This window comes from Parahaliea maris, assembly GCF_008064665.1.
GTDB lineage: Bacteria > Pseudomonadota > Gammaproteobacteria > Pseudomonadales > Halieaceae > Parahaliea > Parahaliea maris.
In genome coordinates, this window is the sequence record NZ_VRZA01000002.1 from 478230 (window position 1) to 491254 (window position 13025).

At 62.8% G+C, this 13025-nt stretch carries 12 protein-coding genes; 8 read left to right on the forward strand and 4 right to left on the reverse strand.

All coding sequences use genetic code 11. The annotated features are described in order from the left end of the window. Positions 1 to 138: 138 nt before the first annotated feature. Positions 139 to 885 (forward strand): DUF6498-containing protein, encoded by a 747-nt coding sequence (locus FV139_RS06525; RefSeq protein WP_148067445.1) that lies wholly within the window; start codon positions 139 to 141, stop codon positions 883 to 885. Here FV139_RS06525 and FV139_RS06530 read toward each other — a convergent pair. Next, positions 880 to 1920 carry a phospholipase A gene (locus FV139_RS06530; RefSeq protein WP_148067446.1) on the reverse strand — a complete coding sequence of 347 codons (1041 nt, stop codon included), beginning with the start codon at positions 1918 to 1920 and terminating at the stop codon, positions 880 to 882. The genes FV139_RS06525 and FV139_RS06530 overlap by 6 nt on opposite strands. Positions 1921 to 2130: 210 nt before the next feature. On the opposite strand from FV139_RS06530, the gene FV139_RS06535 reads away from it, so the two are divergent. The 3 genes from FV139_RS06535 to FV139_RS06550 all read left to right on the forward strand — a co-directional run bounded on the left by FV139_RS06535 (position 2131) and on the right by FV139_RS06550 (position 5441). After that, positions 2131 to 3234 carry a phosphoribosylaminoimidazolesuccinocarboxamide synthase gene (locus FV139_RS06535; RefSeq protein ID WP_148067447.1) on the forward strand — a complete coding sequence of 368 codons (1104 nt, stop codon included), beginning with the start codon at positions 2131 to 2133 and terminating at the stop codon, positions 3232 to 3234. 243 nt (positions 3235 to 3477) lie between these two features. After that, the gene (locus tag FV139_RS06545; RefSeq protein WP_148067448.1) at positions 3478 to 5010 is read left to right on the forward strand and encodes an arylsulfatase; all 1533 of its coding nucleotides are present in this window, start codon (positions 3478 to 3480) and stop codon (positions 5008 to 5010) included. A 29-nt stretch (positions 5011 to 5039) separates the two neighbouring features. Next, positions 5040 to 5441, forward strand: coding sequence for a TIGR01244 family sulfur transferase (locus FV139_RS06550; RefSeq protein WP_148067449.1), 402 nt, complete (start codon positions 5040 to 5042; stop codon positions 5439 to 5441). A gap of 10 nt (positions 5442 to 5451) precedes the next feature. Here the strand turns inward: FV139_RS06550 and FV139_RS06555 are convergent, their stop codons facing one another. Together FV139_RS06555 and FV139_RS06560 are read right to left on the reverse strand one after the other, a co-directional pair. Beyond that, positions 5452 to 6597: a saccharopine dehydrogenase family protein gene (locus FV139_RS06555; protein WP_148067450.1), complete on the reverse strand. Its 1146-nt coding sequence runs from the start codon at positions 6595 to 6597 to the stop codon at positions 5452 to 5454. A 1-nt stretch (position 6598) separates the two neighbouring features. Then, positions 6599 to 7687, reverse strand: coding sequence for a saccharopine dehydrogenase (locus tag FV139_RS06560; RefSeq protein WP_148067451.1), 1089 nt, complete (start codon positions 7685 to 7687; stop codon positions 6599 to 6601). Positions 7688 to 7826: 139 nt separating this feature from the next. On the opposite strand from FV139_RS06560, the gene FV139_RS06565 reads away from it, so the two are divergent. The 3 genes from FV139_RS06565 to FV139_RS06575 are packed head-to-tail and all read left to right on the forward strand — an operon-like array spanning position 7827 to position 10541. Continuing rightward, entirely contained in the window at positions 7827 to 9173 is a 1347-nt protein-coding gene (locus tag FV139_RS06565) for an amidohydrolase (protein ID WP_148067452.1), read from the forward strand. Continuing rightward, a complete protein-coding gene (locus tag FV139_RS06570) occupies positions 9170 to 9883 on the forward strand; it encodes an NUDIX hydrolase (RefSeq protein ID WP_148067453.1) in 714 nt (237 codons plus the stop codon). The genes FV139_RS06565 and FV139_RS06570 overlap by 4 nt, the downstream gene beginning before the upstream one ends. Further along, complete coding sequence (locus tag FV139_RS06575; RefSeq protein ID WP_187276431.1) at positions 9876 to 10541, forward strand: cytochrome b/b6 domain-containing protein; 666 nt, start codon at positions 9876 to 9878, stop codon at positions 10539 to 10541. Before FV139_RS06570 ends, FV139_RS06575 begins: the two co-directional genes overlap by 8 nt. Positions 10542 to 10563: 22 nt before the next feature. On the opposite strand, the gene FV139_RS06580 is transcribed toward FV139_RS06575, so the two are convergent. Beyond that, positions 10564 to 11049: a c-type cytochrome gene (locus FV139_RS06580; RefSeq protein WP_148067455.1), complete on the reverse strand. Its 486-nt coding sequence runs from the start codon at positions 11047 to 11049 to the stop codon at positions 10564 to 10566. 259 nt (positions 11050 to 11308) lie between these two features. Here FV139_RS06580 and FV139_RS06585 point away from each other — a divergent pair, with 259 nt between their 5' ends. Further along, positions 11309 to 13021, forward strand: a complete 1713-nt coding sequence (locus tag FV139_RS06585; RefSeq protein ID WP_148067456.1) for an FAD-binding protein — start codon at positions 11309 to 11311, stop codon at positions 13019 to 13021. Positions 13022 to 13025: the final 4 nt, after the last annotated feature.

Below are 13025 nucleotides of genomic sequence, written 5' to 3' on the forward strand. Positions count from 1 at the left end.
TACATCTACATCCTGCTTCTTATAGTGACTTGGCTCGCAAACCTGCCGGGGCGTGGATGCCGCTGGGGCAGGGCTGGGCTATTCTAGCCTTTTTGCGCCGTTGGCAGCAGGCTTGGCCGACTACGAACAGGAAAACTTGTGCAAGAAAGCAGCACGACCCATAAATTGCTGTACTCGGGTTTCCGCCGCAACGCGACCCTGGCCTTGCTGGTCCTGGTCAACCTGCTGCCGATCTATGGCGTGTTGGCACTGGATTGGGATGTCGGCTCCCTGATGGTGCTGTACTGGTCGGAAAACCTCGTGCTGGGTTTCTATACCCTGTTGAAAATGCTGATTACCTCGCCGATCGGCGGCTTGTTTTCCGGCCTGTTTTTCAGCATTCACTACGGTGGTTTTTGCGCCGTCCACGGGCTGTTCATCATGACCATGCTGGTCAATCCGGACATGGAATTCCTGTCTGGCGACGGGCACTGGCCTTTCTTCTTCATTTTCCTCGAACTACTGGTGAGCGTGGTCCGGCAGGTGCTGGAATATGCGCCGCCCGCCTGGCTGGTGGCCTTCGCCGGGTTGATGGTCAGCCACGGTGTGTCGTTCGTGCTCAATTTCCTGCTGGCCGACGAGCGCGATCGCCTGGGGATCAAGGCGCTGATGTCCGCCCCCTATGGACGCATCGTCATTCTGCACATCGCCGTGATCATCGGGGGCATCGCAGTGGCGGCCCTGGGGGAGCCCCTGGCGATGCTGGTGGTGCTGGTCCTGCTGAAGCTGGCGGTGGATATCGCCCTGCACCTGCGGGAACACCGGCGGACCGGTGAGCGCGAACCGGTGACCTACCGTCCCTTCGCCGAGATAAAAAACGCCCAGCGATCCAGAACCAGGTTATAGCAGGTCGGTGAGTGAAATGCCGATGCCGATCCGGTTGGTCAGGTGGTCGTGATCGATCAGGCTTTCACCGTAACCGTAGAAGTACTGCACGTAGCCCTTGAAGCGGGGGCTGATGGGGAAGGACCACTCCGCTTCCACCGCACCCTTGTTGTCGCTGCGCAGGTTGTTGCGCACCATCAGTGAAAACTCGTGCTGTCGGTACTTCCAGACGCCGGTAAGGTCGCCATAGCCGTAGTAGTCGAGGATGTCCGGGTTGTCGTCATCCTCCTCTTTCTCGGGCAGGCGGTACCAGGCGCGGGCGCTCAGGGTCATTCGTTCGCGCTCGAACACCGCCCCGGCCATCACCCGGTTCCAACTGCGGGAGAGGTCGCCGCCCTGGCCGTTTGACTGGTGATTGATGCCAAGGCTCAACACGGTATTGGTGAAACCGAGCACCTGCCAGTCATTGGCGAAGGTCAGGAAGGCCTCCGGCTGGTAATTGGTCTCGCGGAAGGGTGACGACTCGTTATAGACCTGCCACCAGTTCTGCTGGGTATAGCCCGCCCAGAGGCTGCCGTGTTCGCCAAAGATATCCTTCCAGACCAGGGCCTTTACACTGAACTGGAACTTGGCCTCGGTCTCCTGCATGTCCTCGCCGGGGTACTGCAGGTCCCAGGGCTCCTCATTCAGCCTGGCATTGTAGGTTACCGGTAACAGGTAGTTGCGGTGGTGGGGCGTCAGTACGAAAGCGTTGTACGCGGTGGCTTCCTCCTGGCGCAGGCGCTCGCCCGCCAGCAGCTCCTTGCGACCCGGGCCTTCCTCCTGCAGCAGCTCCTGTTCCGGGGCGTTATTGGCCGTCGGGTCGGTAACGGCAGCTTGCGCTGCGGCGAGGGCGTCGTAGCATCCCAGGCGCAGGGCGTCGTCCCGGATCAGGGCGCAGTCAGCCAGGGAGGTGTTGCCGGCAGCGCCCTGGGACAGCAGTAGTGCCGGCAGGGCCAGGACCCGCAATAGCCGGCTGCGCAGAAACAGGATTCGCGAGAAAGGGCGTGAATGCATGGGGAAATCCAGTGAGTAATGGCGCCCGGTCGGAGAGGGCGGCGGCTGCAATTCATGGGCGGGCAATGATAGTGGACAGGGTCGGCAGCGACAAACCGGCTCCACGCCAGGGATGCCCGATGCGGGTGATTTTGCTATGATTCGCGCGTTTCCTGCACCGGCCGTGCCCCACGGATTTTCCAGGCTTTCATCACAGATCAGGACATTCACATGAGTCTTGCAGACAAGGTATTGTCGGTTAACAACGATCTTCCCATTCGCACCGCGCAACCGGTGCACAGCGGCAAGGTGCGCTCGGTTTACTGGCTGACGCCCGAGGACAGTGCCCGGCTGGTCGCTGATCGCGGCTATAACGTCACCGCCGACGCACCGCTGGCGATCATGGTGATCTCCGACCGGATTTCCGCCTTCGACTGTATCTGGCACGGCGAGGGCGGCCTGAAGGGGGTGCCCGGCAAGGGCGCAGCACTCAATGCCATCTCCAACCACTGGTTCCGCCTGTTCCGTGAGCGGGGCCTGGCCGACAGCCATATCCTGGAGATCCCCCATCCCCTGGTGTGGATCGTGCAGAAAGCCCGGCCGGTAATGATCGAGGCCATTGCCCGCCAGTACATTACGGGTTCCATGTGGCGCGCCTACGAGAAGGGCGAGCGCGAGTTCTGTGGTATCGCCATTCCCGACGGCCTGCAACGCGACCAGAAACTGCCGGAGTTACTGATTACCCCATCCACCAAGGGCATCCTCGAAGGGATACCCGGTGTGCCGGCGGTGGATGACGTGAATGTCACCCGGGGCGACCTTGAGGCCAACTACGCCGCCTTCAACTTCAGCAGCCCGGCGGATATCGATCGCTATGAAACCCTGCTGCGTGAGGGCTTTGACGTCATCAGCGCCGAGTTGGCCAAACTCGACCAGATTTTTGTCGATACCAAATTCGAGTTCGGCTATGTCACCGACGCCTCCGGCCAGGAAAAACTGATCTACATGGACGAGGTCGGCACTCCGGATTCCTCCCGTATCTGGGATGGCCCCGCCTGGCGCAACGGTCGCATCGTGGAGAATTCCAAGGAGGGCTTCCGCCAGATGCTGCTGAACCATTTCCCCGACAGCGACATTCTCCTCAACAAGGACCGCATGGCCGAACGCCAGGCGCTGGCGCGGGACAACGACCTGCCAGAGGCGGTACTGATGGAGTTGTCCCGGACCTACGTGGGCATCGCCGAGCGCGTCATCGGAGACAAGCTGACCATTTCTGACAATCCCAAGGCGGAAATCATCGCGGTGTTGCGCGACGAGTTCGGCCTGGTCGATTGATTGCCCCTTGCTGACCGAGCCCTTTTTCTATCTCGTCAGCATTCCCGCGGTACTGCTCTATGGCGTTGCCAAGGGGGGCTCTGGCGGCGCCATCGCCATGGTGTGGCAGAAGTCGGGGCCGGGTAAAACACTGTCAACTGGGCTACAGTGTTTGGCGTCCGACCTGCGGTAGCCTCCTATGTTGCGCTCGCGCCGGAGGCCGGTCGTACAGCGTTCATGTAAATAGATAGAAGGATAACAAGCATGCCTACGTGTTCCCGCCTTGGTCGCCTGCTGGCGACCCTGTCGCTTGCCATTGTTTGCCAGGTCTCTCTGGCGGCGGAAAAGCCCAACATTCTGGTCATTTTCGGTGACGATATCGGTATGTGGAACATCAGCCGCTACAGCATGGGGCAGATGGGCTACCAGACACCGAACATTGACCGGATTGCCAACGAAGGCACGATCTTCACCGATTATTATGGCGAGCAGAGCTGCACTGCCGGTCGCTCGGCCTTCATTACCGGCCAGCACCCGCTGCGCACCGGCCTCACCAAGGTGGGGGTACCGGGAGCGGATATCGGCTTGCAGCCCGAAGATCCCACGCTGGCTGAACTGCTGCGCCCACTGGGGTACACCAGTGGCCAGTTCGGCAAGAACCACCTGGGTGACCGGGATGAGTTCCTGCCCACCAACCATGGCTTTGACGAGTTCTTCGGCAATCTCTACCACCTGAATGCGGAAGAAAACCCCGAAGATCCGGACTATCCCCAGGACCCGGCATTCCGCAAGCGCTTTGGCCCCCGCGGCGTGATTCACAGCTACGCTGACGGCCGGGTCGAAGACAGCGGCCCACTGACCCGCAAGCGTATGGAGACCGTGGACGAAGAGTTTCTGGCGGCATCGCTGGATTTCATCGACCGTGCCCACGAAGCTGAAAAACCCTTCTTCGTCTGGTTCAACTCCACGCGCATGCATTACTACACCCACGTCAAGGACGAACAGCTGGGCGCCAGTGGCCAGGGCTTCTATAACGACGCCATGATGGAACACGACGGTCACGTGGGGCAGCTCCTGGCCAGACTGGACCAACTCGGCATTGCCGATAACACCATTGTGCTCTACACCACGGACAACGGCCCCCATTTCAACCAGTGGCCGGACGCAGCTATCACGCCCTTCCGCGGTGAAAAGAACACCAACTGGGAAGGGGGCTTCCGGGTGCCAGCCATGGTGCGCTGGCCCGACCGGATTCCGTCCGGACGCATCAGTAACGACGTGATGTCCCACCTGGACTGGGTGCCGACGCTGATGGCGGCAGCCGGTGATGACGAGGTGAAAGCGGAACTCAAAAAAGGCAAGCGCGTGGGCGACAAATCCTTCAGGGTGCACCTCGATGGATACGATTTCCTGCCCTATCTGACCGGCAAGACCGACGAGGCGCCACGACAGGAATTCTTCTATTTCAGCGACGATGGTCAGCTGACCGCTTCACGTATCGGTGACTGGAAAATGGTGTTCGCCGAGCAGCGCGCGAAAAAATTCGATGTGTGGCGCGACCCCTTCGTCCCTCTGCGGATACCCAAGGTATTCCACCTGCGCCGCGATCCCTTCGAGCGCGCGGACACGGACTCCAACAGCTACAACGTGTGGTGGGATCACAAGATCGGGCCGCAGGGGATGAAGGCGCAGGTTGCCGTGGGTGCCTTCGTCAGGTCGCTGCAGGAATTCCCGCCGCGCCAGCGCCCGGCGTCATTTACGGTGGACCAGATACTGGAAGCCCTGTATAAGCCCTAGGTTGCGCAGCAGAGAACGGAACGACAGCCATGAGAATTATTCCCCTGAGTGACACGGTGGCCGCCTCCGAGCAGATTTCGCCGGCGGATATGCCGGCCATTGCCGAGGCTGGTTTCAAGGTCGTGTTCAACAACCGCCCGGATGGTGAAGTCCCCGGGCAGCCCAGCAGCGCCGAAATGGCGGCAGCGGCCGAGGCGGCGGGGCTCGAGTACCGTTTTCTGCCGGTGACGGCGATGAATTTCCCGGGCGCGCAACTCGCCGATATTGCCGCGGCCTTCGATGAGGGCGGCCCGGTGCTGGCGTTCTGCCGCAGTGGGACCCGCTCCACCAACCTGTGGGTGGCCTCCCGACCTGCGCCGGAACGCGCCGAGGCCCGGGAACGGGCCCGGCAACTCGGCTATGACCTGTCGATGGCCGATCGCCTGGGTTAAGTAGAGAGCCTCAGCTGCGGGGCAGGGTGTGCACCTCGTCCCCCAGCTCCGCCAGGGCGCACAACCACTTGTCGATCAGCGCCGGGTCCGCAGGGGCGGCACTCACGCCACTCGGCAACTCCCCGGCCAGCACGCTGTCCACCGCGAAACTCACTGTATGGGACACCAGGCGACCCATCGCCGAGCCGGTGTCATTGCCCCGGGCGTCGATACACAGGCCGCCGTGCCAGGCGCAGGTGTCCCCGTCCAGGGCTTCCAGTTCCACGCACAGCACCACCCGGTCTGCCTCGCCCTCGTCGTAGGCGTACTTCTCCCACAGTTCGGCGCCCAATGCCTGCAGGCGCAGTTCACCGGATTCGCCTTCCAGGGTGTCGAGTTCCTCGAACAGCGGGCGCCAGGCGGCCGCCCAGCCGTCCAGGCGAAGGGTGCCGCGCACGAATTGGTCCAGCTTCCACCCGGCGTCAAATCCGTACTGGTTGATGAAGGGCAGGGAGTCGCGGTTGGCGTAGGCCTCGAACTGCTCGTGTCCGCCCGGTAGCGCCGCTTCGTATCGGCTCAGGCCCTGCCAGGGGCGCTGTACGATCTTCTCTTTACCGTTCTCCACGCAGCGTGAGGGGGAGCGCAGTGCGCGCAGCACGCCCACGGGCGACCAGCTGAACTTGTAGCGAAAGTCATTCGCCAGGGCGGGAAAGCCGCCGCACCATGAGCGAAAACGCAGGCGGTGGCCTTCCTGGTGCAGGGGGCGGTAAGCGTGCAGGAGCCGGTGCGCCAGCAGGTGGTCGAGGCCCGGGTCGAGGCCCACCTCGTTCACCAGGCACAGTCCCCTGGTCCTGCCCTCGCTGTCCAGGTCCTGCATGTCGGGGGCAATGTACGAACTCGAGATAAAGTGGGCGCCGCTATCCAGGGCCAGCCGTGCCACTTTCAGGTGCAGGTCCGCCGGTAACATGGAAACCAGCACGTCCCCCGGGTTAACCGCAGCGGACAGGGCGCTAAAGTCCAGTTCGCGAATCCCGGGTGGGTTGGGCAGGCCGGCAACGGTGGCCCGGGCCCGGGCCGGGGTGCGGTTCCAGAGGACCAGCGGCGTGTCGCCGCCGGCCAGGCGGCGAATACCGGGAGCGCTGGAGAGGCCGGCGCCGAGCCAGTGTACGGTGGGCATGTCAGGATTCCTTGAGTGTTTGGCAGTGTTGCAGGAAAAGGTTGCGGTTGGCCTGCCAGGGGGCGGCTGGGAAGTGGGGCAATTGTAGCAGCGCGGGCAGCAACTGGGCGCTGAAATCGGCGCTGGACTCCCGCGGCAGCAGGGAGGGCAGGTTGTCGATGGCGACCATATCGAGTGGTAGTCCATCTTCCAGCAGGCGCTGCGCAGGTGAGCCAAAGGAGGTGCACTCGCTGTACAGCGGCAGGGGGTTATAGGGGCTGCCGGGATCACAGCTGACGTCGCTGATTGCGCTCAGGCGGCGCGACGCTTCGCTTACCAGGGGCAGCGTGAGGAAGGGCGGCATCGGGCCCTGCAACAACACGCAGTTTACCAGCAGGTCGTACTGCAGGATGTCGGGGAAGGGCCCGCCCCCCCGGGTTTCCTCGATGTCCCACCCGGTTACCGGCAGGGCCAGCGCTTCCAGCAGGGCGCGGGCGCCACTGCCGCAGCGCCCGGCGGCGCCGATCACCAGGCAGCGGGGAGGGGCCTGGCCCACGGCCGATGCCGTCACCTGGCGCAGGTGTTCGAGCAGGGCCTGACGATCCTCCCAGGGGCTTACCGGGGCCATCGCCAGCTCCGCATGTTGCTGTTGCGCCGCCCAGCACAGGAGCCCCAGTGCCGCCCCCAGGTAACCGGCCCAGTAGCCGAAGGCGGCCAGGCGTCGCCCGTTGCCATCCACGAGATACTCGAGGTCCAGCAGCTCGCCACCCCCGTGCTGGAACCGCTGTAACAGGGCTTCGGCGCCCGGTTGCTGTTTGTAGGCGTGGGCAAAGTAGATGTGTCGGTGCGGCAGGGGAGAGCTGTCGTCGGGCAACTCCTTGAGTCCCAGTATGAAGGCGCCCGAGGGAGCCTCCCGCCAGCTTCCCGGTTCGGCCAGCTGGCAGCCGAGGCCGAGGTAGTCGTTGTCGTCAAAGCAGCGGCGGGCTGAGCGTTCCACCACCACCTGTATACCGGCGTTCAGCAGTTGCTCGGCATCGCCGGGAGTCAGTGGGCTGCGGGCCTCGCTGGCGCGGTGCTCCGCACGCAACCAGAGGGTAGTTTTGGTGGGCATTTTGGCTCTCGAAATTGGGCTACTCTACCGCAAGCAGGAGGTGTCTGTCCGGGTTAACAGTGGTTTACGCTTGCGCTTTTGGCCCGCTCTGATAGCCTCCGTTGCCATTGTTTGCTTTTGTCTACAAGGAAAACTACCCATGCCCCGAGCGCTCAAACTGCTTGCCGCCGCCTCCCTCGGAACCCTGCTGGCGACTCCCGTTGCCTTTGCCAGTGAATCGGCCAGTGAACTCAGTGACGCGGTGAAAGCCGATTATAAATCCCATCTCGGTCCGCTGTTTGACTATTTCCACCGCAATCCGGAGCTCTCCATGATGGAGACCAAAACCGCCGCCCGGATGGCCAAGGAGCTGCGCGCGGTGGGCTTCGAGGTCACCGAAGGCGTGGGTGGCACGGGCATCGTTGCCATGATGGAAAATGGTCCGGGGCCCCTGGTCATGATGCGCGCCGACATGGACGGGCTACCGGTGGAGGAAAAGTCCGGGCTGCCCAACGCGTCGCGGGCGAAGCAGGTGGACTGGGACGGCAATGAAGTGTTCGTCATGCACGCCTGTGGCCACGACGTGCACATCACGTCCCTGGTAGGTACTGCGCGGGCCATGGCGGCGCGCAAGGACCAGTGGTCCGGTACCCTGATGCTGATCGGCCAGCCTGCGGAGGAGCGGATTGGCGGCGCCAAGGTGATGATGGAAGACAATCTGTGGCAGCGCTTCGGCAAGCCCGATTACGCCCTGGCCCTTCACGTCACTTCGGAGCTGCCAACAGGCAAGCTCGGGGTGACCGAGGACTCGCCGTACTCCGGCGCCGACACCGTGGATATCATCATCCACGGCGTGGGTGCTCACGGCGCCAGCCCCCATCGCGGGGTGGATCCTGTGGTGCTGGGCAGCCAGATCGTGTTGGCCCTGCAGACCGTGATCAGCCGCGACAAGCCGCCGCGTGAGGGTGGTGTCATCACCGTCGGCGCTTTCCACGCCGGCACCAAGCACAACATCATCTCCGACGAGGCTCGCCTGCAACTGACAGTGCGTAACGACAACCTCGAAACGCGCAAGGTGCTGTTGGACGGAATCAAGCGGGTGGCGGAAAACATGGGCCGGGTTGCCGGTCTGCCGGAAGACAAGCTGCCTGAGGTGATCGTGTCCGAAGAGTGGGTGCCGCCCACTATCAACGACACCAAACTGACCCAGCGCCTGCGCAGTGTCTGGGTTGAAAAACTGGGCGCAGATACCATCGCCGAGCCGGAGAAGCGCAAGGGCATGGGTGCGGAAGACTTTCCGTTCTTCACCACGGACCCCTACATTCCCAGCACCTACTTCGCGGTTGGCGGCACTCCCCAGGCTGACTTCGATCGCGAAGAGGCGGGCGGTGCCCAGGTACCATCCCACCACTCTCCGTTGTTCAAGATCACCCCGGAGCCGGCGGTCACGCTGGGCGTAGAAGCGACCGTGACGGCGCTCATGGACCTGCTGCAAGCGCCGAGGTGAGCAAGGCAAGCGTACCCCTGCGTCTGGCCAGCACTGTCGTGCTGCTGCGGGACGCAGGCGATGGCCTGGAAACCCTGCTGCTGCGGCGCAACAAAGCCCTGCTGTTTGCCGGTGGGTTCTGGGTGTTTCCCGGCGGCGCTATCGAGGAGCAGGATTTCGCCGCCTGCGAAGGCGACTGCGAGCAGGCGGCGAGGGTAGCGGCTGCCAGGGAGGCCATGGAGGAGGCGAGCCTGGAACCCCGGCTCGACGATATGCGCCTGTTGAGTAACTGGATCACTCCGGTGGTGGAACCCAAACGCTTCGATACCTGGATCTACGCCGCCCCGGTTGCCAGTGATGAGCGGGTGGTGATCGACGGCAGTGAAATCCATGACTGGTGCTGGATTGGCCTCAGGGACGCAGTGACGCAACACGAGGCCGGGGAGTTGGGTATTCTGCCGCCCACCTATCTCACCCTGCGGCAGTTACAGCACTTTGACAGTGTCGACGCTTTCCTCTCCTCGCCGCCGGTCAGCGATCCGCTGCAGGTCCTGCCGGTGTTCGGTCAGGAAAACGGTGAAACCCTCGTCATGTTCGCTGGCGACGCCGGTTATGAAGCGGGAGATGCGACGCGACCGGGTGCCCGCCATCGTGCCATTCTTCGCGACCGCCGCTGGCAGTATATTTACCAACCCACTGATACCCACTTTCCGCGGCTGGACAATGTCTGAACAGAACGAAGCGCACCCCCTCTGGGACTGGCCAACCCGTCTTTTTCACTGGCTGCTGGTGGCGGCCCTCCCGCTGGCCTGGTGGACGGCGGAGGAAGGCCACATGGAATGGCACGAGTGGACAGGTTACCTGTTGCTGGTACTTGTCGTATTCCGGCTGGCTTGGGGCTGGGTGGGCAGCCGCGCTTCCCGCTTCGCCACGTTCGTGCGCGGTCCCGGCGGGGTGTTCGCTTACCTGAAAGGACAGGCGCCGGGCCCTGAAGGGCATAATCCCCTGGGGGGCTGGGCGATACTGTTGATGTTATTGCTGCTGCTACTGCAGGTTGTCAGTGGCCTGTTCAATGGCGACGACATCCTGTTTGACGGCCCCCTGCGGCACCTGGTGAGCAGCGAATGGCAGGATCTATTCGGCGTCCTGCACGACCTGTGTTTCAACCTGTTGCTGGGAATGATCGGCCTGCACCTGCTGGCCATCGGCTACTACCAGTTGGGCCGCGGTGAAAAGTTGGTCCAGGCCATGTTGCGGGGGCATGCCAGCGGGCGCGAGGGAGTCGCCCCGCCAGCGCCCTGGTGGCGCGCACTGCTGCTGGTGGTGTTGGCCGGTGCCGGGCTGTGGGGCCTGCTGGCGTTGGTGCCGGCACCGGTCAGTTACTGGTGAGCGGGTTACCCCGCGGGGAGACTCAGTACAGGTAGTTCTTCGACTTGTAGTCGTCGTGGCAGGCCTTACAGGCCTTGCCGACCTCACCGAAGGCCTGGGCTACGGCCTTGCGATCGCCCGCAGAGTCCTCAACCACATCTTCCAATTGGTCTGCCGCTTTGCCCAGGGCGGCGAACTTGTCGGAGAAATCGTCCATGTTGCTCCAGATTTCCGGCTTGGCCCGGGTCGTACCCTTGTCGGAGCCTTCGGCGAAGAAGCGCAGCACATCCAGTTCGCCCAGGTTGTCCAGGTCTTCGGCGTAGCGCTTCAGTTTGGCCTCGTCCCAGGGGGCTTCGCCCTTGATCATGGCGCCAATGGGGCCGAAGTTCATTGCCACCAGGGCAAAATAGGACTGCCGTGCTGACTGTAGCGGTTCCTTGTCGTCAAAGTGTGAAACGGCTGCGGGAGCCAGGATAACGGAGCTCAGGGTAGCGGCGGCAATAAACGAGTGACGTAACAACTTGCGCATGAAGTATTCCTTGTCGATGGGGTGTAAGAGGGGGTGGCGCTGACCTGCCACCACCATCTTAGTCAGTGGCGGTGCCGGCAGGCAAGCCCGCGCGGGTTCCCCACCACGGTGCGTGCCGGGTGCACTGTGGTCCAGCTTTTCATTCCGCGGCCCTTGTGGCGGCCAATTTATTGAACCTCTGCTGTGTTCACCGGGGGCCCCGCACCGAAATCGCGGGCGGCTGGGCTACCATTGCGCCTTGATTTTTGCGAGGTGGTGCATGGCAGCAGGACAGCAGTGGGATTACAGCTTTGATGTGGTGGTCGTCGGTTCCGGCAACGGTGGCCAGACGGCCGCCCTGTGTAGCTATGAAATGGGGGCCCGCGACGTCCTGGTGGTGGAAAAGTCGAATCTTTACGGCGGTACCAGTTCCATTTCCGGTGGCGGCGTATGGATTCCGTGCAATCGCTACGCGAGGGAACAGGGCGCAGAGGACTCCATCGAAGATGCGCGCAAGTACTTGCGCCAGTTGATCACCGAAGAGGAAGTGCCCGACTACCAGCTCGACGCCTATCTCGAGAACGGGCCCAAGATGGTCGAGTTCCTGCATCAGCGCACCCGGGTCCGCTACGTGTCCCTGGCCCATTACCCGGATTACTACACCAACCTGGACGGCTCCCGTGAGGGGCATCGCTCCATGGAACCGGAAACCTTCAATGCCGACGAACTCGGTGAGGAGTGGCGCCGCTTGCGCCGGACCCATCCAATGATGCACCTGGGCGGGTTGATCGGTATTACCCAGGTCGAGGCGGCATTGTTGGTTGGGCAGCAACCAGGCTGGTGGAAAACCGCCGCCAGGCTGGTACTGGATTACCTGCTGGACATTCCCTGGCGCCTGAAAGACAAATTCCACCGCCGTCTCGCGACGGGCTGTGCCGGTGTGGCGCGCCTGCGCGCTTCCCTGCAGGACCGGGATATTCCCCTGTGGTTGAACACCGCAATGACCCGGGTGATCGACGAGGACGGCAAAGTTCTGGGTATTGAAGTGGAGCGGGGCGGCCAGACCCTGCGTATCCAGGCGCGCAAGGCGGTCATCCTGGCGGCGGGCGGTTTCGAACACAACCAGGCCATGCGCGAGCAATACCTGCCACAACCTACTGATCACCGCTGGAGCGCGGGCGCGCAGGAGAACACCGGCGACGCTATCCGCGAGGGCATCCGCCTGGGGGCGAAGATGCACCGCATGAACGAGGCCTGGTGGTGCAACACAATTTCCGTGCCCGGCGAGGAGATACCCCGCCTGAGCATCATGGAAAAGTCCTACCCGGGCTCTGTGGTGGTGAACCCCGCCGGGGAACGCTTTGGTAACGAATCCCAGAATTACATGGCGTTCCAGCACGAAACCTTTCGCAAGCACAGCGAGACCTACCCCTGCAGCCCCAGCTGGCAGGTGTTCGACGCCAATTTCCGCGCGCGGTATTTTGTCGGGCCACTGTACAACAGCAAATTCCGGCCGGACTGGATGTTGCCGGGGCGCTACGAGCAGGAGGGCTTTTTCGCCAAGGCCGACACCATTCCCGAGCTTGCCCGCAAGATCAATGTCGACCCGGATGGCCTGCAAAAAACCGTCGACAAGATGAACGAATACGCCCGCACGGGGGTCGACCTGGACTGCCAGCGTGGCGATGCGGCCTACGATCGCTACTACGGCGATCCGCGTTTTTCACCCAATCCCTGCCTGGGACCAGTGGACACCGCCCCGTATTATGCAATGAAGGTTGATCCGGGCGACTTCGGAACCCAGGGGGGTATGGTCATCAATGCAGATGCCCAGGTACTCCGGGAAGACGGTTCAGTGATTGCAGGGCTTTATGCTATCGGCAACTGCAGCGCGCCGACACTGCCCTGTTATCCCGGCCCGGGTTCGACCCTGGGGCCGGCCATGACCTTTGCCTACCAGGCCGCCAAGGCCATTACCGGCTACCGCGACTGAGTAG

Bases quoted from the DNA above. Each gene is read 5' to 3' on its own strand.
- FV139_RS06555 (WP_148067450.1), bottom strand. From the start codon at position 6,597: ATGCCCACCGTACACTGGCTCGGCGCCGGCCTCTCCAGCGCTCCCGGT.
- FV139_RS06545 (WP_148067448.1), top strand. From the start codon at position 3,478: ATGCCTACGTGTTCCCGCCTTGGTCGCCTGCTGGCGACCCTGTCGCTT.
- FV139_RS06585 (WP_148067456.1), top strand. From the start codon at position 11,309: ATGGCAGCAGGACAGCAGTGGGATTACAGCTTTGATGTGGTGGTCGTC.
- FV139_RS06560 (WP_148067451.1), bottom strand. From the start codon at position 7,687: ATGCCCACCAAAACTACCCTCTGGTTGCGTGCGGAGCACCGCGCCAGC.
- FV139_RS06580 (WP_148067455.1), bottom strand. From the start codon at position 11,049: ATGCGCAAGTTGTTACGTCACTCGTTTATTGCCGCCGCTACCCTGAGC.
- FV139_RS06565 (WP_148067452.1), top strand. From the start codon at position 7,827: ATGCCCCGAGCGCTCAAACTGCTTGCCGCCGCCTCCCTCGGAACCCTG.
- FV139_RS06550 (WP_148067449.1), top strand. From the start codon at position 5,040: ATGAGAATTATTCCCCTGAGTGACACGGTGGCCGCCTCCGAGCAGATT.
- FV139_RS06535 (WP_148067447.1), top strand. From the start codon at position 2,131: ATGAGTCTTGCAGACAAGGTATTGTCGGTTAACAACGATCTTCCCATT.
- FV139_RS06575 (WP_187276431.1), top strand. From the start codon at position 9,876: ATGTCTGAACAGAACGAAGCGCACCCCCTCTGGGACTGGCCAACCCGT.
- FV139_RS06530 (WP_148067446.1), bottom strand. From the start codon at position 1,920: ATGCATTCACGCCCTTTCTCGCGAATCCTGTTTCTGCGCAGCCGGCTA.